The 25,089-nt window shown below is 59.8% G+C and carries 23 protein-coding genes; 11 read left to right on the forward strand and 12 right to left on the reverse strand.

Going from position 1 to position 25,089, the window contains the following annotated elements; genetic code table 11:
• Positions 1-712 precede the first annotated feature (712 nt).
• The 4 genes from AC0Z5Z_RS19210 to AC0Z5Z_RS19225 form a co-directional block, all read right to left on the reverse strand.
• Entirely contained in the window at positions 713-1,480 is a 768-nt protein-coding gene (locus AC0Z5Z_RS19210) for an SDR family oxidoreductase (protein ID WP_041480848.1), read from the reverse strand.
• 37 nt (positions 1,481-1,517) lie between these two features.
• A complete protein-coding gene (locus tag AC0Z5Z_RS19215) occupies positions 1,518-2,585 on the reverse strand; it encodes a phosphotransferase family protein (protein ID WP_252867796.1) in 1,068 nt (355 codons plus the stop codon).
• A gap of 163 nt (positions 2,586-2,748) precedes the next feature.
• A complete protein-coding gene (locus AC0Z5Z_RS19220) occupies positions 2,749-3,717 on the reverse strand; it encodes a 2-hydroxyacid dehydrogenase (RefSeq protein ID WP_095180254.1) in 969 nt (322 codons plus the stop codon).
• A gap of 155 nt (positions 3,718-3,872) precedes the next feature.
• Positions 3,873-4,256 (reverse strand): tautomerase family protein, encoded by a 384-nt coding sequence (locus tag AC0Z5Z_RS19225; RefSeq protein WP_095180253.1) that lies wholly within the window; start codon positions 4,254-4,256, stop codon positions 3,873-3,875.
• Positions 4,257-4,504: 248 nt separating this feature from the next.
• Between AC0Z5Z_RS19225 and AC0Z5Z_RS19230 the strand changes: the two genes are divergently transcribed.
• From AC0Z5Z_RS19230 to AC0Z5Z_RS19240, 3 genes are all read left to right on the forward strand, one after another.
• Positions 4,505-4,699: an FtsB/FtsL family cell division protein gene (locus AC0Z5Z_RS19230; protein WP_056789207.1), complete on the forward strand. Its 195-nt coding sequence runs from the start codon at positions 4,505-4,507 to the stop codon at positions 4,697-4,699.
• Positions 4,700-4,748: 49 nt separating this feature from the next.
• Positions 4,749-4,919, forward strand: a complete 171-nt coding sequence (locus AC0Z5Z_RS19235) for a hypothetical protein (RefSeq protein WP_177434191.1) — start codon at positions 4,749-4,751, stop codon at positions 4,917-4,919.
• 254 nt (positions 4,920-5,173) lie between these two features.
• A complete protein-coding gene (locus AC0Z5Z_RS19240) occupies positions 5,174-6,454 on the forward strand; it encodes a serine/threonine transporter (protein ID WP_476249547.1) in 1,281 nt (426 codons plus the stop codon).
• A 198-nt stretch (positions 6,455-6,652) separates the two neighbouring features.
• On the opposite strand, the gene acnB is transcribed toward AC0Z5Z_RS19240, so the two are convergent.
• A complete protein-coding gene (gene acnB, locus AC0Z5Z_RS19245; protein WP_252878185.1) occupies positions 6,653-9,262 on the reverse strand; it encodes a bifunctional aconitate hydratase 2/2-methylisocitrate dehydratase in 2,610 nt (869 codons plus the stop codon).
• 467 nt (positions 9,263-9,729) lie between these two features.
• Here acnB and AC0Z5Z_RS19250 point away from each other — a divergent pair, with 467 nt between their 5' ends.
• The gene (locus AC0Z5Z_RS19250; RefSeq protein WP_024013275.1) at positions 9,730-10,200 is read left to right on the forward strand and encodes a DUF1289 domain-containing protein; all 471 of its coding nucleotides are present in this window, start codon (positions 9,730-9,732) and stop codon (positions 10,198-10,200) included.
• Between the two features lie 93 nt (positions 10,201-10,293).
• On the opposite strand, the gene AC0Z5Z_RS19255 is transcribed toward AC0Z5Z_RS19250, so the two are convergent.
• Positions 10,294-11,157, reverse strand: coding sequence for a universal stress protein (locus tag AC0Z5Z_RS19255; RefSeq protein WP_076562374.1), 864 nt, complete (start codon positions 11,155-11,157; stop codon positions 10,294-10,296).
• A 159-nt stretch (positions 11,158-11,316) separates the two neighbouring features.
• Between AC0Z5Z_RS19255 and AC0Z5Z_RS19260 the strand changes: the two genes are divergently transcribed.
• The 3 genes from AC0Z5Z_RS19260 to AC0Z5Z_RS19270 all read left to right on the forward strand — a co-directional run bounded on the left by AC0Z5Z_RS19260 (position 11,317) and on the right by AC0Z5Z_RS19270 (position 14,182).
• The gene (locus AC0Z5Z_RS19260) at positions 11,317-11,925 is read left to right on the forward strand and encodes a MiaE family protein (protein WP_056789213.1); all 609 of its coding nucleotides are present in this window, start codon (positions 11,317-11,319) and stop codon (positions 11,923-11,925) included.
• 262 nt (positions 11,926-12,187) lie between these two features.
• A complete protein-coding gene (locus tag AC0Z5Z_RS19265) occupies positions 12,188-12,895 on the forward strand; it encodes a winged helix-turn-helix domain-containing protein (protein ID WP_056789214.1) in 708 nt (235 codons plus the stop codon).
• Positions 12,896-14,182: an ATP-binding protein gene (locus AC0Z5Z_RS19270; protein WP_056789216.1), complete on the forward strand. Its 1,287-nt coding sequence runs from the start codon at positions 12,896-12,898 to the stop codon at positions 14,180-14,182. It begins immediately after the preceding gene.
• An 85-nt stretch (positions 14,183-14,267) separates the two neighbouring features.
• On the opposite strand, the gene AC0Z5Z_RS19275 is transcribed toward AC0Z5Z_RS19270, so the two are convergent.
• The gene (locus tag AC0Z5Z_RS19275) at positions 14,268-14,756 is read right to left on the reverse strand and encodes a GFA family protein (protein ID WP_122881405.1); all 489 of its coding nucleotides are present in this window, start codon (positions 14,754-14,756) and stop codon (positions 14,268-14,270) included.
• A 139-nt stretch (positions 14,757-14,895) separates the two neighbouring features.
• On the opposite strand from AC0Z5Z_RS19275, the gene glsB reads away from it, so the two are divergent.
• Positions 14,896-15,804, forward strand: a complete 909-nt coding sequence (gene glsB / locus AC0Z5Z_RS19280; RefSeq protein WP_024013269.1) for a glutaminase B — start codon at positions 14,896-14,898, stop codon at positions 15,802-15,804.
• A gap of 196 nt (positions 15,805-16,000) precedes the next feature.
• Positions 16,001-17,503, forward strand: a complete 1,503-nt coding sequence (locus tag AC0Z5Z_RS19285) for an aldehyde dehydrogenase family protein (protein ID WP_485611539.1) — start codon at positions 16,001-16,003, stop codon at positions 17,501-17,503.
• A gap of 48 nt (positions 17,504-17,551) precedes the next feature.
• On the opposite strand, the gene AC0Z5Z_RS19290 is transcribed toward AC0Z5Z_RS19285, so the two are convergent.
• Together AC0Z5Z_RS19290 and cynS are read right to left on the reverse strand one after the other, a co-directional pair.
• Positions 17,552-18,211, reverse strand: a complete 660-nt coding sequence (locus AC0Z5Z_RS19290) for a carbonic anhydrase (RefSeq protein WP_073471183.1) — start codon at positions 18,209-18,211, stop codon at positions 17,552-17,554.
• Between the two features lie 57 nt (positions 18,212-18,268).
• Entirely contained in the window at positions 18,269-18,736 is a 468-nt protein-coding gene (gene cynS, locus AC0Z5Z_RS19295) for a cyanase (protein WP_041480833.1), read from the reverse strand.
• Positions 18,737-18,858: 122 nt separating this feature from the next.
• On the opposite strand from cynS, the gene cynR reads away from it, so the two are divergent.
• Entirely contained in the window at positions 18,859-19,809 is a 951-nt protein-coding gene (gene cynR, locus AC0Z5Z_RS19300; RefSeq protein WP_485611540.1) for a transcriptional regulator CynR, read from the forward strand.
• 180 nt (positions 19,810-19,989) lie between these two features.
• On the opposite strand, the gene AC0Z5Z_RS19305 is transcribed toward cynR, so the two are convergent.
• Both AC0Z5Z_RS19305 and AC0Z5Z_RS19310 read right to left on the reverse strand, forming a co-directional pair.
• Positions 19,990-20,319 carry a hypothetical protein gene (locus AC0Z5Z_RS19305; RefSeq protein ID WP_252884389.1) on the reverse strand — a complete coding sequence of 110 codons (330 nt, stop codon included), beginning with the start codon at positions 20,317-20,319 and terminating at the stop codon, positions 19,990-19,992.
• Positions 20,320-20,861: 542 nt separating this feature from the next.
• On the reverse strand, positions 20,862-22,805 hold the full coding sequence (locus AC0Z5Z_RS19310; protein WP_485611541.1) for a DNA topoisomerase III: 1,944 nt from the start codon (positions 22,803-22,805) through the stop codon (positions 20,862-20,864).
• Positions 22,806-22,997: 192 nt separating this feature from the next.
• Between AC0Z5Z_RS19310 and AC0Z5Z_RS19315 the strand changes: the two genes are divergently transcribed.
• Positions 22,998-23,360: a DUF427 domain-containing protein gene (locus tag AC0Z5Z_RS19315; protein ID WP_056789235.1), complete on the forward strand. Its 363-nt coding sequence runs from the start codon at positions 22,998-23,000 to the stop codon at positions 23,358-23,360.
• Between the two features lie 53 nt (positions 23,361-23,413).
• Here AC0Z5Z_RS19315 and AC0Z5Z_RS19320 read toward each other — a convergent pair whose 3' ends face one another.
• Positions 23,414-25,036 carry an MFS transporter gene (locus AC0Z5Z_RS19320; protein WP_024013261.1) on the reverse strand — a complete coding sequence of 541 codons (1,623 nt, stop codon included), beginning with the start codon at positions 25,034-25,036 and terminating at the stop codon, positions 23,414-23,416.
• Positions 25,037-25,089: the final 53 nt, after the last annotated feature.

Raw genomic sequence — 25,089 nt, forward strand, 5'->3', positions numbered from 1 at the left:
TAGGAGCTGCCGAAGGCTGCGATCTTTTGATTTTGATTTTGATTTTCTGTGGGAGCGAGCCTGCTCGCGAAGGCGGCCTGACAGCCGACCTGGTTGTTACTGAACTCACTCGATCAAACCTGTGGGAGTGAGCCTGCTCGCGATGAGGCCCTCGCCGACAACCATCATCCCAATCCAGCCCTCTGCCGGACAATCCCCGCAAAACCGACAGCCAATCCCACCCAATCTCCCCAATCCACTGGCGCTAACAAGGCGCTCAGCTATAAAGAATGAGTGGTCAGGTCTTCCGCGGCCGGTTGGGTTGCGGGAGTTTGTCTCTCTTTACCGCGGGTCGTCCTATGAATAATCCTGGGAAACGCGTATTGCCGTTGGCTTTTCTTGCTGTGCTGTTGGCCGGTTGTGCCAGTCCTCCACCCCCTGCGCCTGTCGCGCCGCCGCCACCGCCGGAACGTCGGTGTGAGGTGCTGGAAAATACTGAGGTTGCCGGGGATGTGTATGTGGATGGGCAGGTGACGCGTCACATCACCACTACGCGTTGCATAACCCAATAAGCCGGCCAATCCCGCGGATGCAGGAGTTCTGGATTTCGGCACCGCCCCTGTGGGAGCGAGCCTGCTCGCGAATGCGTGGTATCAGTCAAAACATAGCTGACTGACACAACGCCTTCGCGAGCAGGCTCGCTCCCACACGGGTTAGCAATTTGCCCTGGATATCAGGACAGGAACCCGCCATCCACATTCAGCGCCACGCCAGTGGTGTAGCTCGACGCATCGCTGGCCAGGTACAGCACCGCGCCGGCCATTTCGCTTGGATCGGCTACGCGTTTGAGCGGGATCTGGGTCAGTGCCTGTTTCAGAATCGCATCGTTCTTGACCAGCGCCGAGGCGAATTTGGTGTCGGTCAGGCCGGGGAGCAGGGCGTTGCAGCGGATGCCGAATTGCGCGCATTCCTTAGCGAAGACTTTGGTCATGTTGATGACCGCCGCTTTGGTTACCGAATAGATGCCTTGGAAGATTCCCGGCGAGATGCCGTTGATCGACGCGACGTTGATGATGCTGCCGCCACCGTTTTCGCGCATGAGCTTGCCGGCTTCGACCGACATGAAGAAGTAGCCGCGAATGTTCACATCGACGGTCTTCTGGAACGCCCCCAGATCGGTGTCCAGCACGTTGCAGAATTGCGGGTTGGTCGCGGCGTTGTTGACCAGGATGTCGAGGCGGCCGAATTGTTCCTTGATCCCGGCGAAGACCTGGCTGATCTGCTCCATCTCACCGATGTGGCAGGCCACGGCTGTCGCCTTGCCGCCGGCGGCGATGATGGCGTCGGCGACGTGTTGGCAGCCTTCGAGCTTGCGGCTCGAGACGATCACGTGGGCGCCTTGCTGGGCCAGCAGTTTGGCGATGGCTTCACCGATGCCACGGCTGGCGCCGGAGACGAAAGCGATTTTGCCGTCGAGGTCGAACAACTGAGTCTTGGACATGGGTTTCCCTTGTTGAAAGTCTTGTTATTGGCCCGGATCAGAGGCTGGATTTCTGGATGACCTGCAGGCTCATCTGCTCCAGCAGTTTGTTCATGTGAATGAACTGCGCGAAGCGTTTGTCCTGCGTCTGGCCATGGTAGAAGCGGTAGTAGATCTGCTGCACGATGCCGGCCAGGCGGAACAGGCCGTAGGTGTAGTAGAAGTCGAAATTGTCGATGCGGATGCCCGAGCGCTCGGCGTAGTAGTCGACGAATTCGCGGCGGGTCAGCATGCCCGGCGCGTGGCTTGGCTGGCGGCGCATCAGTTGCACCGGTGCCGGGTCGCCGGCTTCGATCCAGTAGGCGAGGGTGTTGCCCAGGTCCATCAGCGGGTCGCCGAGGGTGGTCAGTTCCCAGTCGAGCACGCCGATAATTTGCATCGGATTGGCCGGGTCGAGAATGACGTTGTCGAAGCGGTAGTCGTTGTGGACGATGCTCGACGTCGGGTGGTCGGCCGGCATCTTGTCGTTGAGCCAGGCTTTGACCGCTTCCCAGTGCGGCGCGTCCGGGGTCAGGGCTTTTTCGTAGCGCTCGCTCCAGCCCTTGATCTGCCGGGCGACGTAGCCTTCAGGCTTGCCCAGATCGCCGAGGCCGCAGGCGTTGTAATCGACCCGATGCAGTTCGACGAATCGGTCGATGAAGCTTTTGCACAGCGCTTCGGTTTTCGCCGAATCGAGGCCCAACTCCGGCGGCAACTCAGCGCGCAGGATGATGCCCTTGACCCGTTCCATCACATAGAACTCGGCGCCGATAACGGCTTCGTCGGTGCAATGCACGTAGGCCTTCGGGCAATACGGAAAGCCCTCGCGCAGTTGGTTGAGAATGCGGAACTCACGGCCCATGTCGTGGGCGGATTTGGCTTTGTGGCCAAACGGCGGACGGCGCAGAACGAATTCTTGCTCGGGGTATTCCAGCAGGTAGGTCAGGTTCGACGCGCCGCCGGGAAACTGGCTGATCTGCGGCGTGCCGGTCAGGCCGGGAATGTGCGCCTTGAGGTACGGATCGATCAGGCTGGCATCGAGTTCTTCGCCCGCGCGGATCCGGGTGGACTGGTCAGTAAGCGCCATGCTTATCCCTTCTGCTTATTTTGGAGGCCAGACATCATTGGCTAATCTAATGGCGCGCTCGGGTGCTCACAAGCGCGGGTCGGTCTTATAGGTTAGCGTGTTGCTGGATAATCAACTTTGAGAATGGGGCAAAGATCGGCGCGGTTCGACGATGCCACGCGCGTTAATGCACGCGCTGGTTGTTCAACTTGGGCGGCAAGGCGACGGGAGTCAGCACCGGTTGCCCGGAGAAAAACGCCATCAGGTTTTTCCCCACCAGTTCAACGGTGCCTTGCGTGGCTTCAGGGGACAACCCGGCGACGTGTGGGGTTAGCACAACGTTGCTGAGGTGTTTCAGGGCGTCGGGCACTTCCGGTTCGTGATCGAACACGTCCAGCGCTGCGCCGGCGATACGACGTTGCTCAAGTGCGGTGATCAGGTCTGCCGTTGCGATAACGCTGGCGCGGGCGATGTTGACGATAAAACCCTTGGGGCCGAGCGCATCGAGCACTGCTCGCGTCACCAGATGTTGTGTAGCAATGCCACCGGGCGTGGCAACGACCAGAAAGTCCGAGGCTCGCGCCAGATCGGTGGGTGTCGAGCAGAACGCATAAGCGACTTCGCTGCGCACCTGGCGGCTGTGGTAGCTGATCTGCATGTCGAACCCGAGCTCCGCACGTTTGGCAATCGCCATGCCCACGGCGCCCAGCCCGAGGATGCCCAGACGCTTGCCGGCCAGCGACGGGCGCATGATTTTCGGCCATTCACCGCGGCGCACGGCTGCATCGCAGCGCGGGATATCGCGGACCAATGCCAGCAGCAACGCCATCGCATGATCGGCCACTGACGAGGCGTTGACTCCGGCGCCATTGGTGACGGTGATCCCACGGTCACTGGCCGCTTGCAGATCGACCTGTTCATAACCGGCGCCGATCACCGTGATGATTTTCAGGGCGGGCAGGGCGCTGATCTCTTGCGCAGTCAGGCCCAGTGGGCCGCGAGTGAGCACGGCATCAATGCGACTGCCATGGGTGGCGATGGCTTGCGCACGTTCGGCTGGCGTTGGTGCGAGGATCAGGTGGAATCCCTGATGCTCAAGAATCGGCAGATAGTCATTGATCGTTTCAACCAGTACCAGAACGGTTGCGGGCATTGCGCGGCTCCTGTGATTGGCGGCGGGTGGGTCGCGAAAGTCGACTCAGAGTGCTGAATCCGCAGCGGCTTGGCAATCGTTGCATTCACGCAGTGGTGCTTTGATTCTGGACGGGTTCGTGGAACAAGCAAGTACGCAGGCATGGGCGCTGCGAATCAGCTGACGTATTGCGCAATGCCGTTGCCAAACGACCAGTTCTCTTTCTTTACCTCCAGCAGATTGATGAACACATCCTCCAGGCGAATACCCAGTTGCGCATGCAGGCTCTCGGCAATGGTCTTGAACAGCAACTGCTTCTTTTCCACGCTGCGCCCTTCGCTGATGGTGATCTGGATGAACACCACGCCGTCGCTGCGCTCGATGCCGAGGTATTGCGGGTCGTACACGAAGTGCTGGCCGTCGTGCTCGTTGAGAATCTGGAAGTTGTCGTGCTCGGGCACATCGATACAGCTGCGCAGGGCGGCGTAGATCTGTTCGCCGATGCGCCTGGCGAAAGTGGGGTCTGGGTTTTGCTGGATGTCGACGCGGACCAGTGGCATGGGAGGCTCCTTGGGTTATGGCTTCTCTCACGCTAGATCAATGGCGGAGTTCTGGCAGGTAGTTGGTCTGGAATATTGCGGACCACTCGTATGAGGAGGCTTACGTGAATCGCGGATTTTGCCTACGGGGATGGCAGATGCGTCTGCTGGTCAGCGTGAATGGAACAGTTTGATGATAAGGGCATGACGATAGCCGTCGATGTGCATGCAAATGCTGACACCGATCCGCCAGCAGCCAAGGAGGGCAAATGTTCCATAACGATCGCGAAAATCTGGAGCTAGACAGGCTGGAAAACGAATCAAGGAAACTCGTGGCTGAATGGAAAAAGCTTCAGGCTGAAGAGAAAAAGTTATCAAGGGAGACGAAGCTCTATCCAATTGCAGTGTTTGGTGGAGTCTTGACTGCAATCACCGCAGTGGCAGGGTTTTTCTTCAAGTTGTGAGTCTTCATGCTTCACGACCGTCAGGCGCATTATTCAAAGGTTAATCAGTATGAGCACATATGACCGTAAGGCACGACTGGAGCAAATTGAGCGAGAGTTCGCAGAATATGACGAAGCGTTGCGCAATAGAGACAAGCGCGAAAATGGCAAGCTCTGGTTGCTTTTCGGCTTCGGGCTGTACTGCGTTTTATTGGGTTTCATGCTCGGCATATCGCTCTAGGCGCATTCGATGACGCATGGGTGGGTGCAAAACGTATCCGTTTGCGGCATCCGACGTATCCATAAACGACCTTGTTTTTTCTATAAACGACCATCCTTGGATCTGCTCCGCACAACCATTCCTCAGCTAAGTCTTTGCTTGCATTGATTTATCACGGAGAATCGCGCCCCTGTTTCGGCCGGAGCATGTCTGTCGGTTTTTTCCGACGCGTCCTGACCGAGTGGCAAGTGACCGGAATGCGGAGATCCGACCGGATGAATGATCAGGCCAATAGCCTCGAAAAGCGCTTCGACGCAGCAGCACCCGCTGAACTTTCGAGCTGGAATCGCCAGGACACCACCTGGATGCTGGGACTGTTTGGGACGGCCATTGGCGCCGGCACCCTGTTTTTGCCGATCAACGCAGGATTGGGTGGCTTCTGGCCGCTGGTGATCCTCGCGCTGCTGGCCTTCCCGATGACGTTTTACGCGCACCGTGGCCTGACCCGTTTTGTGCTGTCCGGTCGCGAAGGCGCCGATATCACCGAAGTGGTCGAGCAGCATTTCGGTATCAAGGCCGGTGCCTTGATCACGCTGCTGTACTTCTTTGCCATCTTCCCGATCCTGCTGATCTACAGCGTCGGCCTGACCAACACGGTCGCCAGTTTCCTCGAACACCAACTGCACATCACGCCGCCACCGCGCGCGCTGCTCTCGTTCGTGCTGATTCTCGGCCTGCTGGCCGTCGTGCGTTGCGGCGAGCAGGCGATCGTCAAGGCCATGAGCCTGATGGTCTATCCGTTCATCGTTGCGCTGCTGTTCCTCGCCGTGTACCTGATTCCGCACTGGAACGGCGGCATCCTCGCCACCGCCGCGCAAGTGCCGGCGCCGTCAGCGCTGCTGCACACGCTGTGGCTGGCGATTACGGTGATGGTGTTCTCGTTCAACCATTCGCCGATTATCTCGGCGTTCGCGATGGATCAGAAGCGTCGTTACGGTGTGCACGCCGATGAGCGCAGCTCACAGATCCTCGCGCGCGCTCATGCATTGATGGTCATTTTGGTGCTGTTCTTCGTATTCAGTTGCGTGCTGACCCTGTCGCCAGAGCAACTGGCTGAGGCAAAAGAGCAGAATCTGTCGATCCTGTCGTACCTGGCCAACCACTTCAGCAACCCGACCATCGAGTTTGCGGCGCCGTTGATTGCGTTTGTGGCGATCTCCAAGTCGTTCCTCGGTCATTACATCGGGGCCAGCGAAGGCCTCAAGGGCCTGATCGTCAAGAGCGGCAGACGTCCGGGTGCCAAAACGCTGGATCGCATCGTGGCGGCGTTCATGCTGGTGATCTGCTGGATCGTCGCGACGCTTGATCCGAGCATCCTGGGCATGATCGAAACCGTCGGTGGGCCGGTGATTGCGGCGATTCTGTTCCTGATGCCGATGTACGCGATTCGCAAGGTGCCAGCGATGGCGCGCTATCGCGGTCAGGCGTCGAATGTGTTTGTTACCGCGGTGGGACTGGTGGCGATTTCGGCGCTGGTTTACAAGCTGGCTGTCTGACCTGTCACTGATGACTGATCGTTCCCACGCTCTGCGTGGGAATGCCTCTTGTGACGCTCTGCGTCACGCTTGGGGACGCAGAGCGTCCGGGGCTGCGTTCCAACGCAGAGCGTGGGAACGATCAGAATGCTTGCCCGGCAGGCATAAAAAAACGCCGCTCATCTCACGATGGGCGGCGTTTTTTATGGCCTTGCAGCGTTAGGCTTGAACGACCGGGATCTTGGCGTTCGCAGCAGCTTCACGGAACTCGGCGATCTGGTCGAAGGACAGGTAGCGGTAGACATCGGCCGCCATGCTGTCGATCTTGCCAGCGTATTCCATGTACTCCTCGACGGTCGGCAGGCGACCCAGGATCGAAGCAACGGACGCCAGCTCGGCCGAGGCCAGGTAGACGTTCGCGCCGTCGCCCAGACGGTTCGGGAAGTTACGGGTCGACGTCGAGACCACGGTGCTGTTCGGCTCAACGCGTGCCTGGTTACCCATGCACAGCGAGCAGCCTGGCATTTCCATGCGTGCGCCGGCCTTACCGTAGATGCCGTAGTAGCCTTCTTCGGTCAGTTGGTGAGCGTCCATCTTGGTCGGCGGCGACAGCCACAGACGGGTTGGCAGCTGACCCTTGACCTGATCCAGCAGTTTACCGGCAGCGCGGAAGTGACCGATGTTGGTCATGCACGAACCGATGAACACTTCGTCGATCTTCTCGCCAGCAACGCTGGACAGCAGACGGGCGTCGTCCGGATCGTTCGGCGCACACAGCACAGGCTCGTTGATGTCGGCCAGATCGATTTCGATGATTTCGGCGTATTCGGCGTCGGCATCGGCTTCCATCAGTTCCGGGTTGGCGATCCAGGCTTCCATCGCTTGGGCGCGACGTTCCAGAGTACGCGCATCGCCGTAGCCTTCGCCGATCATCCAGCGCAGCAGGGTGATGTTGGACTGCAGGTACTCGGTGATCGACTCTTTCGACAGCTTGATGGTGCAGCCGGCAGCCGAACGTTCGGCCGAGGCGTCGGACAGTTCGAACGCCTGCTCGAGGGTCAGACCTTCCAGACCTTCGATTTCCAGGATGCGGCCGGAGAAGGCGTTTTTCTTGCCTTTCTTCTCGACGGTCAGCAGACCGTTCTGGATAGCGAAGTACGGAATGGCATGAACCAGGTCACGCAGGGTGATGCCAGGTTTCATCTTGCCTTTGAAGCGCACCAGGATCGATTCCGGCATGTCCAGCGGCATGACGCCAGTGGCAGCGGCGAACGCGACCAGACCGGAACCGGCCGGGAACGAGATGCCCATCGGGAAACGGGTGTGCGAGTCACCACCGGTACCGACGGTGTCCGGCAGCAGCATGCGGTTCAGCCACGAGTGGATGATGCCGTCGCCCGGACGCAGGGAAACGCCGCCGCGGGTCATGATGAAGTCAGGCAGGGTGTGGTGGGTGGTCACGTCGATCGGCTTTGGATAAGCCGCGGTGTGGCAGAACGACTGCATCACCAGATCAGCGGAGAAGCCCAGGCACGCCAGGTCTTTCAGTTCGTCACGGGTCATTGGACCGGTGGTGTCCTGAGAACCCACGGTGGTCATCTTCGGTTCGCAGTAGGTGCCAGGACGCACGCCTTGGCCTTCTGCCAGACCGCAAGCCTTGCCGACCATTTTCTGCGCCAGGGTGAAACCCTTGGTGCTTTCAGCCGGAGCTTCCGGCTTCTTGAACAGGTCGAACGGCGGCAGACCCAATTCGGCGCGAGCCTTCTCGGTCAGGCCACGGCCGATGATCAGCGGGATACGACCGCCGGCACGGACTTCGTCCAGCAGCACCGGGGTTTTCATTTCGAAAGTGGTGATGACTTCGTCGGTACCGTGCTTGCAGACTTTGCCAGCGTGCGGGTACAGATCGATCACGTCGCCCATGTTCATGTTCGACACGTCGAACTCGATCGGCAGGGCGCCGGCATCTTCCATGGTGTTGTAGAAGATCGGAGCGATCTTGCTGCCGAAGCAGAAACCGCCAGCGCGCTTGTTCGGCACGTACGGGATGTCGTCGCCGAAGAACCACAGCACCGAGTTGGTGGCCGATTTACGCGAGGAACCGGTACCGACCACGTCACCGACGTAGGCGATCGGGAAGCCCTGGCCGCGCATTTCTTCGATCTGCTTCATCGGGCCGGTCTTGCCTTGCTCGTCCGGAACGATGCCGTCACGGGCCATTTTCAGCATGGCCAGGGCGTGCAGCGGGATATCAGGACGCGACCAGGCGTCTGGCGCAGGGGAGAGGTCGTCGGTGTTGGTTTCGCCGGTGACCTTGAATACGCGCAGGCTGATCTTGTCGGCCAGCACCGGGCGCTTCTTGAACCACTCGCCGTCAGCCCAGGATTGCAGCACGGCCTTGGCGTGAACGTTGCCGTTCTTGGCTTTTTCGGCGACGTCGTGGAAGGCGTCGAACATCAGCAGGGTGTGCTTGAGTTCTTCGGCGGCGACTGGCGCCAGCTCGGCGTCGTCCAGCAGTTCAACGAGGGTGACGATGTTGTAGCCGCCCTGCATGGTGCCGAGCAGTTCTACAGCGCGTTTCTTGTCCAGCAGAGGGGAGGTGGCTTCGCCCTTGGCCAGGGCAGACAGGAAACCGGCCTTGACGTAAGCGGCTTCGTCCACTCCAGGCGGTACGCGATTGGTGATCAGGTCAACGAGGAAAGCTTCTTCGCCAGCCGGAGGGTTCTTCAGCAGCTCGATCAGGCCTGCTGTTTGTTCGGCGTTAAGCGGCTGGGGAACGATACCCAGGGCTGCACGCTCTTCGATATGTTTGCGGTAGGCTTCAAGCACAGTTATTACCCTCATCAGTGGTCCCAAATGGGTGTCCGGGACGCTCATCCCGAAATTGCCGTACTCATGCGCCTCACGACGTTGTGGGTCGTTCGGCCAGAATTACCGGCAATTCCTTACAGAAGCTGCTTTCAAAGTTTTACGCCTGCAGAACGGGGAGCTGATGAGGGTTGGCGTTGGGCTTTTCCCCGCTGGAAAAACCCTTCGCCAACACCGCTCTGAAGGAACGACTGTGCTCGTGACGCTTTGAAAACAGCTTCTAACGGACATTGGCGCCTTAAAAGGCTGGCTGATTCTACGGCAAAAAAAATTTAAAGGTAAGTCGCGCTCTATTGGACTTTCGTGGCAATCAGCGCGGCCGGAGCAAACCTGCGACGCTGGCGAGACCCTGTTGTTTGAGGGGTGATCAATGCCCGACAAAGGGCTAACATGCCGGCCTGTTCCGCGTTTCAGTGTTCTGCCCATTTATGCCCAATCAGACCATCAAGACCCCCTGCGTCGGCCTCTGCTCCACCGTTTACGGTGACCTGGTGTGCCGTGGCTGCAAGCGTTTCCATCACGAAGTGATCCATTGGAACGGATACAACGAGGAGGAAAAACGTGCGGTGTGGCTGCGTCTGGAGCAATTGCTGTCACAAGTGATGGCGAGCAAAGTCGAGATCTTCGATCCGGCGCGCCTGCGCGAGCAGCTCGAACAGCGCAAGATCCGTTTCGTACCGCATCAGTCGGAATATTGCTGGGCCTACCAGCTGATCGCCAGGGGGGCGCGGGTGATCATTAATCTCGAGGCGTACGGGATGGTGTTGCTGCCGGAATTCCGCGACTGGAACCTGCCGGAACTGCGCGATGCCATTGATCGGGAATTCTTCCTGCTGTCGGAAGCGCATTATCAGCGTTACATTGCCCCGGGCTTTCTGAAAGACGCCTTCGGCGCCTAGAAGCATCGCGAGCAGGCTCGCTCCCACAGGGAAATGCATTCGAGATGTGGGAGCGAGCCTGCTCGCGAAAGCGCCAGTCAGACATGGCAATCCTCAGTGTTTTGCCGTCAGTTCCACCAGATGATCCTCAACCTCCTGCGGCTTGAGCACCAGCACATCGCTTTCCAGGGTATCCAGCACCGCTTCAGCGGTATTGCCGATCAACGCGCCTGACAAACCACTGCGCGCTACCGTGCCAATTACCGTTACCGCCGCCTGGAGCTTGTGCGCCATGAACGGGATCAGCACATCTGCCGGGCCTTCCTCGATGTGCAGGTGCTCGTCATCGACATCGAACTCCGCCTGAAACGCCCGGCACTGCTCGCGGTATTTGGCTTCTATGGTCGATTTGAGCTGAAACGTCGGGTCTGCCGCCGAGAGCATCGGCGACGGATGCGCGGTGATCACATGCAGATGCGCCTTGGCCAGACTGGCGATGTCGTAGCCGTGATCAATGATGGTGCTGTGCAGATGCCGATGCTCACCATCGGCATTGCCGACATCGACGGCGGCGAGAATCACTTTGTCTTTCCACGAACCGGCGGTTTTGACCAGCAGCACCGGGGTAGGGCAGTGGCGCAGCAGCTTCCAGTCGGCCGGGGTCAGCAGGGCCTTTTTCAGCGAGCTGTCGGGGAAATGCTGTTTGATCACCAGGCCGCAACCCTCGGCCTGCTGCACATCGATGATGGTTTCGTGCAGGCTCTCGTTCCATGCCTGTTCGGTGGTCACGCTGTACCCTTCGGCAAGCAACGCCGCCTTGAGCACACTGAGCAGGCCGGCGTGGTCATGCTTCTTGTCGCACACCAGCAGATGCAGATGGGCCTGGGTGACACCGGCGATCAGCTTGGCGCGTTTGAGCGCCAGGCTTTCTGCATGTTCAGGTTCGATGACCACCAGAATGCTGCGAATGGCTTGCATGAGCGGAGTCTCCAGCAAAGAAAAGGCACGGCGTTGCACAACTATAGTTGCTACCCGAACGTCTGCGACTTGATGCATATCAACAGCCCCCGCTGGTGGTCTGCGGGCAGGCCGGTATAATCGGCGCTCTTCGCTCGAACACCTTTTACCGTGAGCCCCATGATCCTTCCCGAAATCCACGAATTCCTTGGCTGCCGCACCCCCGACGCCTGGGTCCAGGCGGCATTGGCCGACCAGGAAACCCTGCTGATCGACCACAAGAACTGCGAGTTCAAGGCTGCCAGCACGGCGCTGAGCCTGATTGCCAAGTACCACGCCCACGTCGACCTGATCAACATGATGTCGCGCCTGGCCCGGGAAGAACTGGTGCACCACGAGCAAGTCATGCGCATCATGAAGCGGCGCAAGATCGAACTGCGTCAGCTGCACGCCGGCCGCTACGCCTCCGGCCTGCGCAAAGTGGTGCGCAGCCACGAACCGGTAAAACTGGTCGACACGCTGGTGGTTGGCGCGTTCATCGAAGCACGCAGTTGCGAACGATTCGAAGCACTGGTGCCGCATCTGGATGAAGAGCTGGGCAAGTTCTATTTCGGCCTGCTGAAAAGCGAGGCGCGGCACTTTCAGGGTTATCTGAAACTGGCCTATCAGTATGGTGATGCCAAGGATGTCGCGCAGGTGATCGAGCGCGTCCGTGTGGCCGAGCAGGAACTGATCGAGTCGCCGGACGAGGAGTTCCGCTTCCACAGCGGCGTGCCGGTCGCCGCATGATCGGGTAGGAGCTGCCGCAGGCTGCGATCTTTTGATCTTGTTGTTACAAATCGAAAATCAAAATATCGCAGCCTTCGGCAGCTCCTACAGAGGTCCGCAATTCAATCGGACATCATTGTCGGATTGTAAAAAACTCTTAGGAGTATGAAACATCACCGAAAACCGGCCCAAGTGGCCGGTTTTTGCTGTCTGCCGTCATCGCCTGTTCGATGAATGCCAGCATAATATCGGCCCTTTCACGTTTGGCTTGGCAACGGTTGTTATGGATAACCTGGGTTTTGGCAAAGTCCTGCTGGTCGAAGACGATGAGCGTCTCGCCGCACTGATCGCATACTTTCTTGAACAACACGGCTACGAGGTGCGCACGGTGCATCGCGGCGATCTCGCCATGGCTGCATTCCTGGAATTCAAGCCGAAAGTGCTGGTGCTCGACCTGATGTTGCCGGGGCAGAGCGGTTTGCAGGTCTGTCGGGAAATTCGCAGTGTCTCGGACACGCCGATCGTGATCCTCACCGCCAAGGAAGACGATCTCGATCACATCCTCGGTCTGGAGTCCGGCGCTGACGATTACGTGATCAAACCGATCAAACCGCCGGTATTGCTTGCGCGGCTACGGGCGCTGCAACGGCGGCAGACGCCGGACACCAGCGTGGTGAGTTTTCTTGAGTTCGGGCAATTGAGCATCGACCGCAGTTGCCGGGAAGTGCGCTTGGCCGGTGAGCTGATCGAGCTGACCACCATGGAGTTCGAATTGCTCTGGTTGCTCGCCAGCGCGGCAGGCAAGATTCTTTCCCGCGATGACATTCTCAATCGCATGCGCGGCATCGCTTTCGACGGCCTCAACCGCAGCGTCGACGTCTACATCAGCAAATTGCGCAACAAACTCAAGGACAATCCCCGCGAGCCGGTGTGCATCAAGACCGTGTGGGGCAAGGGCTATCTGTTCAATCCGTTCGCGTGGGAGTTGTAAATGCTGCGTTTGTTCCTCGGGCTGTTTCTGGTGATGACGGTGGGTCTGGTGCTGGCCTTGCAGGCGGTCGAGCACACCTTCAACGCCTTGCTCGACAGCCAGACGCAGGATTACAACCGTGAAGCCGTGCGTGGTCAGGCGTGGTCGCTGGTCGATCATCTGCAAGGCCGCCAGGGCGCCGAGCGTGAACAGAAACTCGATTCATTGCGTGCGCACTACGGTCTGTCGCTGAGTCTGGTCGAGGCCGATCAACTGGCCCTGACACCGCAGGAAAATGCCGAGCTCGCGCGGAACCTGTTGGTGATCCGCGACGATTACACGCAGTTCATCAGCAACATCGATGGTGGCTCGCAATTGCTCAGCATCAAGCTGCCGCCGGAGCCTAGCCTGATGCCGTTCTACATCACCGCGGCGTACATGATGCTCGCAGTGCTGATCGGCATCGTTCTGTTTTTCTGGGTGCGCCCGCACTGGCGCGATCTGGAAAAGCTGCGGCTGGCGGCCGAGCGTTTCGGCGACAACGATCTGTCGGTGCGCATTCAGTTGTCGCGGCGCTCGAACATCCGCGATCTGGCCGAGCACTTCAATCTGATGGCGGCGCGCATCGAGGGCTTGATCGCCAATCAGCGCGAGCTGACCAATGCGGTGTCGCACGAATTGCGCACACCGATCGCGCGGCTGTCGTTCGAACTTGATCAGCTCAAACAGCAACCCGACGCGAGCCAGAATCGCGAGCTGATCGCCGACATGTACGCCGACCTCGGTGAGCTGGAGGAGATGGTCTCGGAATTGCTGACCTACGCCAGCCTCGAGCACGGCGCGACAGTGATCAAACGGGAGAATATTCACGCAGCCGATTGGCTCGACAGCGTCGTCGGCAGTGTGGCGCTTGAGGCCGAAGCAGTGGGCGTGCAGCTGTCGATCACCGATTGCCAGGTCGACACTGTAAGCATCGAACCGCGCTTCATGGCGCGCGCGGTGATCAACCTTCTGCGCAACGCCATTCGCTACGCCGAGCAGCGCGTCGAGGTGTCGCTGCTGCGCAATGGCGATGACTATGAAGTGCGGGTCAGCGATGACGGGCCGGGTGTGCCGCTGGAGGGACGGGAAAAAATCTTCGAACCGTTTTCCCGACTGGATGCCAGCCGTGATCGGCGCACCGGTGGTTTCGGACTGGGCCTGGCGCTGGTGCGGCGGGTGTCGCAGTCCCATGGCGGGCAGGTTGAGGTTGGCGACTCGGTGTGGGGCGGGGCGCTGTTCAGGATGACCTGGGCGCATCTGGACTGATTGATATTGCGTGACCCGGTCCCTTCGCGAGCAGGGGATCGCATTCCAAATGTGGGAGCGAGCCTGCTCGCGAAGGGCGCGGTGTTCAGCGAGTTACACCGAGTCGCTCATGCCACTGGGCGATCGATTCTTCGGGATATTCATCAAACTGCTGATCCTTCGGCTTGGCCTCCACCTCGACCCACGGCGCTTTCGAGCCAAGCATCAGGTGCGTGTGTTCCGGCGGCACCGGCAGTGGCGTGTCGATCGCCGAGGCGAATGGGTGAATCAGCTCCGGCCACTCCGGGCTGAACAGCCACAGGCCGCTGCCGCACAGCGAGCAGAAGTGGCGTTCGGCGCTGCTGCGATGGGCGCGTTTATCGCCTTCAGCTTTCATCTTCGCGTGATAGATGCTGATGTTTTTGCGTCCGCGAACCTTGAGAGTGGTCGCGTCGCCGCCAAGGTTGATCGCATAACCGCCACCGCCCTGGGTCTTGCGGCAGATCGAGCAATAGCAGCGTTGATAGGGATAAGGATGGGCGCTGTCGAGGCTGAACGTGACTTCGCCACAATGGCAGGAGCCTTCGAGGTGCATGGTGCTCTCCCGTGTCTGAATGGTCCGCTTCAGCCTAGAACATTTTGCCTGGCGCTTGCCGGTGTGATGCGACCGGCGGGCGCAGCGTCTAGCCCCAGTGTCCCCGCGATCCCATGGGGCGAGACTTTCGGAACCCGGCATGCAAGCGCTGTTGAACGAGATCCTTGACGCCGTCCGGCCCCTGATCGGGCAGGGCAAAGTTGCTGACTATATTCCCGCCCTCGGCACGGTGCCGGCCAACCAGTTGGGCATCGCCGTGTACAGTAACGACGGCGAAATGTATTGCGCCGGCGACGCTGAAACGCCGTTCTCGGTGCAGAGTATTTCCAAGGTGTTCAGCCTGGTGCAGGCCATCGATCACTCCGGCGAAGCGATCTGGGAACGGCTAGGCCACGAGCCGTCCGGCCAGCCGTTCAATTCGCTGGTGCAACTGGAATTCGAGCGCGGCCGCCCGCGCAATCCGTTCATCAATGCTGGGGCGCTGGTGATCTGCGACATCAACCAGTCGCGCTTCGCCGCGCCGACATTGTCGATGCGCGACTTCGTCCGACGCCTGTCGGGCAACCCGCAGATCATGATCGACGGCAAGGTCGCCGACTCCGAATACCAGCATCGCGCGCGCAATGCCGCGATGGCCTATCTGATGCAGTCTTTCGGCAACTTTCACAACGATGTCGAAGCGGTGTTGCGCAGCTATTTCAGCCATTGCGCACTGCGCATGAATTGCATCGATCTGGCCCGGGCGTTCTGCTTTCTGGCCAATGACGGGTTCTGCAAGCACAGCGGCGAGCAGATCCTGACGCGCCGCCAGACCCAGCAGGTCAATTCGATCATGGCCACCAGCGGTTTGTACGACGAGGCGGGCAATTTCGCCTATCGCGTCGGCCTGCCGGGCAAGAGCGGGGTCGGCGGCGGCATCGTTGCGGTGGTGCCGGGGCAGTTCAGCGTGTGCGTGTGGTCGCCCGAGCTGAATGCCGCCGGCAACTCGCTGGCGGGGATGGCAGCGCTGGAGTTGCTGAGCTCAAGGATTGGCTGGTCGGTGTTCTGACCCACCTGAACACCACATGACCCTGTGGGAGCTGGCTTGCCAGCGATGAGGCCCTGTCAGTCACTATAAATTTGCCTGAACCACCGCTATCGCTGGCAAGCCAGCTCCCACAGGTTTCTTTAGTGTTTGAGGAGGTGTATTTCAGCCAGTAATCCGCTACATTTTCCGGCCGCCCTCTGCATGGTGAATCCGCTTCATGTCTCTTGCGCTCGAACGTCTAGTCGCTGGCACGCCGATCCCTTTCGCTGGTAACCGCGTCACCGTGGTCAGCCCCGAACTGGCCGCGCGGTTTCAGCCCGGTGACCATTTGCTGGTCGAGCAGGTCAGTGGCGAGTTGTTGCTGATCCCCGTGGCCGATCAACAGGCCGCCTCGGTGGCAATCGAGCGTGCGGCTGCGGCATTCACCGCGTTGTCGGCGGTGTCCGATGAAGCCATCAGCCAATTCTTCGACCTGTTTGCCCAGCGCCTGGAAAATCCTCAGTGCTGGACGCAGATCGAAGCCGCCAACCGCGCCGACATCGAGCGGGCCAAGGCGCGCGGTCGCTCGACCACACGCTTGCTCGCCGATGAACGCATGCGCCGCGACATGATCGCCGGGCTGCGCGCCTGGCGTGATGCGCCGCCCACGCGTGGCAAAGTGATCAGCAGTGTCGAGCACGACGGCTGGAAGGTTGAGCAAGTCGTCTCGCCGCTGGGCATCGTCGCGTTTGTCTTCGAAGGCCGGCCCAACGTATTTGCCGACGCCGCCGGCGTGTTGCGCACCGGTAATACGGCTGTGCTGCGCATCGGCAGCGATGCGTTGGGCACTGCGCAAGCCATTGTCACTCACGCGCTGAATCCAGCACTGGCCGAAGCCGGCTTGCCGGTTGGCGCAGTGTCGTTGGTCGAAAGTGTCAATCACGCCGCCGGTTGGGCGATGTTCGCCGATCGGCGTCTGTCGCTGGCGGTGGCGCGCGGCTCGGGCCGTGCGGTCAGTCAGTTGGGCAGCATTGCTCAGCAGGCCGGCACTGCCGTCAGCCTGCACGGCACCGGCGGCGCGTGGCTGATCGCCGACCGTGACGCCGACGCCACTCGCTTCGCGGCAGTGGTGCGCAACTCGCTGGACCGCAAGGTCTGCAACACCCTGAACGTCTGCCTGATTCAGCGCGAACGCGCCGATGAGCTGGTGCCGCTGTTCCTCGATGCCTTGAAAGACGCCGGTACTGCGCGCGGCCAAGGCTGCAAATTGCACATCGTCGCGGGCAGTGAAAATTGCCTGCCAAGCGAATGGCGGAACGCAACGGTCGAGGTTTATCGCGCCGAGGGTTACCAGACCGAAGCGCTGGCCGAGTCTTTGCCCGAGTCGGAGCTGGGCCGCGAGTGGGAATGGGAAGAAACCCCGGAAGTCAGCCTGATGATTGTCGACGATCTGGAGCAGGCGATTGCGCTGTTCAATCGTCACAGCCCGCAATTCACCGTGTCGTTGATCAGCGAGGATGCGGCGGTTCAGGAACGCTTCTACAACGCGGTGAATGCGCCGTTCGTAGGCAACGGCATCACCCGTTGGGTCGATGGTCAGTACGCGTTGAACAAGCCGGAACTGGGCCTTTCCAATTGGGAGAGCGGGCGCCTGTTCGCGCGCAGTGCGATTCTTTCCGGTGATGGCGTGTTTACCGTGCGTAGCCGGATGACTCAGGTTGATCTCAGGGTGAAACGCTGATCTGTTGATCGTTCCCACGCAGAGCGTGGGAACGATCACGGTGGGGAATCAGGCAGCGTGGCTGGCTTGCGCGCTGATCGCGCAAGTCTCAGGTTGCTCGGCCAGCGGCACAAACGTGCGGCGGTCGGCCGACAGCGCATCGATCGAGCCGGTCTCGATGTCATACACCCAGCCATGCAGATTCAACCGGCCTTGCTCCTGCGCCAGGCGCACACTCGGGTGGGTCTGAATATTCGCCAGTTGCGCAATCACGTTCTCGCGCACCATCGAGCTCAATTTCGCCGCGTCGCTGCCATGCACGCGCGCTTCGTTCATCACCTTCGCCGACTCGGCATGCTGCAGCCAGCCACTGACAGCGGGCAGGTGATCCATGCATTTGCACTGGGCAATCGCGGTCATCGCGCCGCAATCGGAGTGGCCGCAAATCACGATATCGGTCACCCCCAGTACCGCCACCGCATACTCCACCGTCGCCGACACCCCGCCCGGATGCGGGCTGTAGGAGGGCACGATATTGCCGGCGTTACGGATCACGAACAGTTCGCCGGGCTCTTGCTGGGTCAGCAGCTCAGGCACCACGCGACTGTCGGAACAGGTGATGAACAGCGTGCCGGGTTGCTGAGTCGTGGCCAGATGTTTGAACAGTTCGCTGCGTTGCGGGAAGGCTTCGTTCTGGAATTTCAGGAAGCCGTCGATCAGGGCTTTCATGGCATGTCCTCGTGACAGAAATGAGATGGCCCGCACGCAGGGTGCGGGCCGGGCGTATCAGAACGGACGCAGCGGCAGGAACTTGCCGTCGAGGGTCACCACGGCGCGGGAGCCGCCTTCCGGGTCTTCGACTTTTTTGATGTCCAGTTTGAAGTTGATCGCACTGATGATGCCGTCACCGAACTGTTCATGAACCAGCGCTTTCAGCGTGGTGCCGTAGATCTGGATCATTTCATAAAAGCGGTAGATGGTCGGATCGGTCGGCACGCCGCTGAGGCTGCCACGCAAAGGAATGATCTGCAGTGCGGCGACGTCATCTGCGCTGAGGTCAAGCTTGTCGCCGACCACTTGAGCAGCGTTTTCCGGCAACGGATGCTGGCCGAGCAGGGCGGCGGTGACATAAGCCAGGCTGAGGCCGGTGCCGTCAGCGAGATCCTGCCACGACAGATCTTTTTTCGCCTTGGCGTCGAGAACGCGGGTAGTCAGGGCCAGGCTGTTGTCGTTGTAGGCGTGGGACTGTTGCATGGTGTCACTCCTTTCAGGGGTTGGCTTGCTGTGTGTGGAAGCAATGTTGCGCCGGACGATTCATAGCGTCCAAGACCGATATACAATGCTGCGCATAAGCCCTGCCTATAGATGGTGTACTCATGCTGTTGCGACATTTGCGTTATTTGCTCGCCGTTGCCGATCACGGTGGCTTCACCCGCGCCGCCGAAGCGCTGCATGTGTCGCAGCCGACGTTGTCGCAGCAGATCCGGCAGCTGGAAGAAACCCTCGGCGTCAGCCTGTTCGATCGCACCTCCCGCACGGTGAAACCGACCGATGCCGGCGCGGCATACATTGAATGCGCACGGCGCGTGCTGGTGGAGCTGGAGGCCGGACAGCGCGCCTTGCACGATGTGAAGGATTTGTCGCGCGGAACCCTGCGCCTGGCGATGACGCCGACGTTCATGGCGTATCTGGTCGGGCCGTTGGTGCGTGATTACAGGGCACGGTTTCCCGGGATTCATCTGGAAATCTTCGAGTTGTCGATGGACGACATCGAGGCCGGGCTGGCGGATGATTCGCTGGATGTCGCGATCGCGTTTACGCCGGTGCGTAATGCCGATATCGAATGCATACCGGCGTTTACCGAGACGCTGGGGATCATGGTCGGCCCTGGGCATCCGCTCTATGGCAGCCCTTCGGTGTTGACGCCGGCGGAGGTTGTTTCCCTGGATTTCGCCTTGCTGACGCCGGGCTTCATTACGCGGTTGTCGGTGGATGAGTATTTCCGTGAGCAGGGGATTACGCCGCAGGTGCGCATCGAGGTGAATTCGGTGAGTACGCTGCTGGAAGTGGTGCGGCATGCGCCGCTGGCGACCATGCTGCCCGAGGCGATTGCCAGCGAAGACCGCGCGTTGCGCCGCTTGCGTGTTGAAGGGGAGGCGCCGCAGCGGGGAGCGGCGTTGTTGCGGCGCAGGAATAATTATCACAGTGCGGCGGCGTTGGCGTTTGTGGAACTGGTGCTCGGCATGAAAAGCCCCTCACCCTCTCCCAGCGGGAGAGGGGACCGAGGTGTTTGGTCAAGTCACGCCGACCTGAACGAGCTTAGTTGACTCATAATCGCCACGGTCATTAAGGTCTACGGTTGAGCTGAGGCAACTCGGTCGGCTCCCTCTCCCTCGGGAGAGGGCTGGGGTGAGGGGCGACGGGGGCACGCACGCCGCATAACTCAAAAGAACAACAAAGGGCCTGCTCCCAATCGGAAGCAGGCCCTTAGTCAAATAATCTACAACTCAATAAAACCGATCAATCACCCGAGCTTCATTTTTGTTCTGCATCGAATCCCACGCCTGTTTCAGCGTTTGCAGCACGTTCCCAATAAAGTCCTTGTCGGCCGCAGCTTTCTTGCCGACATAACCGTGGCCGCGGCGGTACATCTTCAGGCGGGCCAGCAGGTTCTGGTGGTTGCGGTCGAATTCTTCTTCGCCAGCGTGAGGCGACAGGCAGTCAATGTGTACCTGCCCCGACTTGCTGATCCAGAGAATATGGCTGTCGTGGCTGTCTTTTTGCGCCGCGAACATACGAGCCAGTTCTTCGATGGTGGGTTGATTGTTCAGATTCATTGTTATGCCCCTTGACCAGTCTGGTGATCTTTCAAAGTTGATTCGCTAATACAGGTAGCCCATCGGTTAGTTGATCCCTGGCACCGAAACCAGGACGTCAGCGTTCGCCCGTGTGAAGTACGGGGTCGTGCATCTGTTGCATGTAGTCGTGTTGAATAACTGCTACGCAATAGCGTCACAACGAGGAGAAGCAGCGAAAACCGGGAGGCTCCTTGACGACAATCCAGTGTCGGCCACAAGCGTCTTGAGAATTTTCGCCAGCGCTTCTCGTCCTTGTACTGGACGTTCAGGCCAGGTCAGCTTCTTCAATCTGCCTTGTGGGCAGCGTGTATCCGGAAAAAACAACTCGGCGGTCAGACGAGTTTGCTCAAGCGTGTTACCAGTGTTCCCGATCGGGGAACGTCTTCATCATGCAAAAGCAAAACGATGCCGTCAACGGTTTTGTAGTGATTATTTTCAAGCACTACATATTGTCGGACAAAGCTGTTTTGGAATGAGAAAAGATCCGTTTCAACAACGTCGAGAAGGGAACCGCGATGCATTCAGCGAGTCGTCGGACGCGCCGTGCGTTTGCGCGTACCGGCGGTTTTGCTGGGCGTCGACTTACGCTTTTTCTTCCACGGCGCTGCGGCTTTGCCGGCAGGCGGCGGGCCGCTGATGGTCAGGCTGAGGGCGGAGCAGCGGGTGACCTGCTTGCTCATCCACGCGGCCTGTTTGGTAACGAATTCTTCCAGACTCATCTCGCCGCTCTGCACCATGTCCAGGGCCTGTTCCCAGATCGCCGTGGTGCCAGGGTCGGCGATCGCGCGAGGCACTGCGTCGATCAGGCTGAACGCGGCAGGTGTCGCCGCCAGTGCCTTGCCGTTCTTGACCAGATAACCGCGATCAAGCAAACCCTGAATGATCGACGCGCGGGTGGCTTCGGTGCCGATGCCGGTGGTGTCCTTGAGTTTCTGTTTGAGCAGCGGATCCTCGACCAGTTTGGCGACGTTCTTCATCGCCTTGATCAGATCGCCTTCGGTGTAGGGTTTTGGTGGCTGCGTCCAAAGATCCTTGAGATTCACTTTCGCCACAGCGCATTCGACGCCCTGGCTGAGGGTCGGCAAGGTTTGTGGCGCGGGGGCTTCGCGGCCCCTGGCCGGTGCCAGTGCTTCGGGCAATGCGCGCTTCCAGCCCGCTTCGATGATCTGCTTGCCCACCGCGCGCAGGGCCTGCCCGTTGCAATCGAAATCGGCCTGGGTGCGATCGTATTCGTGGTTGGGCAGGAACTGCGCCAGGTAGCGCGCGCGAATCAGCGTGTACACCGCGCGATGTTTGCCGGTCAGACGTTCAAGATTCTTCGCGGCGATGGTGGGAATGATGCCGTGGTGAGCGCTGACCTTGGCGTCATTCCACGCCCGCGAGCGCCGTTGCGGTTCGAGATAACCCTGCAAGGCTTCAAGGCTCGGATCGGCCTGGCGCAACGCTGTGAGGATCGATGGCGCCTCACTGTGTTGGCTCAACGGCAGAAAGCCGCAATCACTGCGCGGATAGGTGATGACTTTGTAGGTTTCGTAAAGGGCCTGGGCGATGTCGAGGGTTTCCTGCGCGCCAAGGCCAAGCTTTTTCGAGCAGACTTCCTGCAAGGTGCCAAGATCGAAGGGCAGCGGCGCCACTTCGCGCATGCGCTCGGTCTTCAGCTTGATCACCCGTGCGCTGTCAGCACTGCTGATCGCCGCCGCCGCTTGTTGCGCCAACGGCTGATTAAGGCAGCGATCCTGATCATCACAAATGTCCGACGGCGCGCGCCATTGCGCGGTAAACGCCGTTCCGTTGTGCAGCAAATCCACGTCGATTGCCCAGAACGGTACGGGGACGAAATCGGCGATGCTGCGGTCGCGGTCGACCACCAGTCGCAGGGTGGGCGTTTGTACTCGTCCTACCGGCAACACGCCCTGATAACCCGACTGCCGGCCCAGCAAGGTGAACAGTCGACTCATGTTCATGCCGATCAACCAGTCCGCCCGCGAACGGCCCAGCGCCGAGTGATACAGGCTGAACGTCTCTGCGCCCGGTTTCAGCGCTGCCAGCGCCTTGCGAATCGATGCCTCGTCCAGTGCCGACAGCCACAAACGGCGGATCGGCCCGCGATAGCGGCAGTGCTCGACCAGTTCCCGGGCGATCATCTCGCCCTCACGGTCGGCGTCGGTGGCGATGATCAGTTCGCTGGCTTCGCCGAGCAGACGCTTCACCGCTTTGTACTGGCTGGCAGTGCGCGGCTTGACGGTCATTTTCCACTTGTCCGGGATGATCGGCAGATCGGCCAGCACCCAGCGTTTGTAGCGCGCGTCGTAGGCGTCCGGCGGCGCGGTTTCGAGCAAATGGCCGATGCACCAGGTCACTGTGACGTCCGTCCCCAACCAGCAGCCGTCGCCGCGACGCTTGGCGCCGAGCACCGCCGCAATATCTTTGGCCTGAGAGGGTTTTTCACAGAGGTACAGCCGCATAGCTACCATCGCTGGTTGGTGTGTGGAGAGGGCACAGGATGGCGGGAGTTCGCGGCGGGAGCAACTTTTATCTGTATGGATATACAGATAAAAGCGTTGCAGGAGGTTTAGCCGTTCGGCCGTAATCCAGTCGAGCTGCGCAACCATCAGCTATACCTGAACCGGTCTCTTCGCTGTGCTCAGGAGAACCTCATGAAAAGCCCCAGTCCCGTGATCAGCCTGGAACAACTTGCCGGCTGCCTGCTGGTGAAGTTCCACGGCATCCAGGTCGCCGCGTCCTCTCACGCGATGATCCTCAACGAAGCCAACTATCCGCCGGTGTACTACATCCCGCGCGAAGACATCGACGAAAAATACTTCGCCCGCACCGACCACACCAGCTATTGCCCATACAAAGGTGACGCCAATTACTTCAGCCTGCAGGTGCCAGGGCATGAGGGCGCCAATGCGGTGTGGACTTACGAAAAACCCAAGATCTCGGTTGAACCGATCCGCAACTATGTGGCGTTTTATCCGGACCAGGTGAAATTCGAAGTGATCAAAGCGGACGCCTGAAGCAAAAAATGGCGAGAGAATCGCTTCCCTCGCCATTGTTGTCAGCGGGTTTTTCAGTTTTTATCGAGATCGATATTCTTCGTCTCACGCAGACAGATCATCCCCACCACCAGGCTCACCCCGGTGATCAGCACCGGATACCACAGCCCGTAGAAAATATCCCCGGTGTACACCACCAGCGCAAACGACACGGTGGGCAGGAATCCGCCGAACCAGCCGTTGCCGATGTGATAGGGCAGCGACATCGAGGTGTAGCGAATGCGGGTCGGGAACAGTTCGACCATCAACGCGGCCAGCGGGCCGTAGCACATGGCCGAGATGATGATCAGCGCGACGATCAGGGCGACGATCATCGGTTTGTTGATCTGCTGCATATCGGCTTGTTGCGGGTAGCCGGCGAGGGTGATCGCGCCGCGCAGTGCCGCCTCATCGAAACCATCCAGCTTCACGTCGCCGACACTCACTTGCACGGCGCTGCCCGCAGGTGCAGCGACGCTGGAGTAGGGCAGGCCTTGCTTGACCAGGAAGGTCTTGACCTTGTCGCACGGGCTGTCGAATTTGGCCTTGCCCACCGGATCGAACTGGAAGGTGCAAGTGGCGGGATCGGCGAGGACGGTGATCGGTGCCTGACGGCTGGCCTGATCGATCGCCGGGTTGGCGTAGTGGGCCAGGGATTTGAAGATCGGGAAGTACAGCGCGGTGGCCAGCAGCAGGCCGAGCATCAGCACCGGTTTGCGCCCGACCTTGTCCGAGAGCCAGCCGAAAAAGATGAAGAATGGCGCGCCGATCACCACGCTGATGATCAACAGGCTGTTGGCCACCGCCGGGTCCATTTTCAGGAACTGGGTGAGGAAGAACAGCACATAGAACTGCGCGGCGTAGAAGGTCACTGCTTGCCCGGCATTGATGCTGAACAGGGCGATCAGCACGACTTTGAGGTTTTCCCATTTGCCGAAGGATTCGCGGATCGGCGCCTTCGAGGTTTTGCCTTCTTCCTTCATTTTCAGGTAGGCCGGCGACTCGTGCAGGCTCAGGCGAATCCAGGTGGAAATGCCCAACAGGACGATCGACAGCAGGAACGGAATGCGCCAGCCCCAGACTTCAAACTGGTCGCCGGTGAAGTAGCGGCAACCGAGCACTACCAGCAGCGAGAGCAACAGGCCGAGGGTCGCGGTGGATTGAATCCAGCTGGTGTGGAAGCCACGTTTGCCGATAGGCGCATGTTCGGCCACGTAGGTCGCCGCACCGCCGTATTCGCCACCGAGCGCCAGGCCCTGAAGCATGCGCAGCACCACCAGAATGATCGGCGCGGCGATGCCGATGCTGGCGTAGGTCGGCAGCAGGCCGACGCAGAACGTCGCCACGCCCATCAGAATGATCGTCGCCAGAAAGGTGTATTTGCGCCCGATCATGTCACCCAGACGGCCGAATACCAACGCACCGAACGGCCGTACGATGAAGCCGGCGGCGAACGCCATGAGCGCGAAGATGAACGCCGTGGTGTCATTGACCCCGGCAAAAAACTGCTTGCTGATCACTGCCGCTAGGGCGCCGTAGAGGAAGAAGTCATACCACTCGAACACCGTCCCGAGTGATGAAGCGAAGATGACTTTCTGCGTGGCGTTGCTGGTCTCGGCGCTGCCCGCAGCGTCCAGCGGCTGAACGTGTTCTGACATATCGGTATCCCTCACAGTGATTGTTTTTGTTGTTCCACTGGTGTTGCGTGTCC

This window comes from Pseudomonas sp. 1L-E-NC-VB-C3 (genome assembly GCF_057291535.1).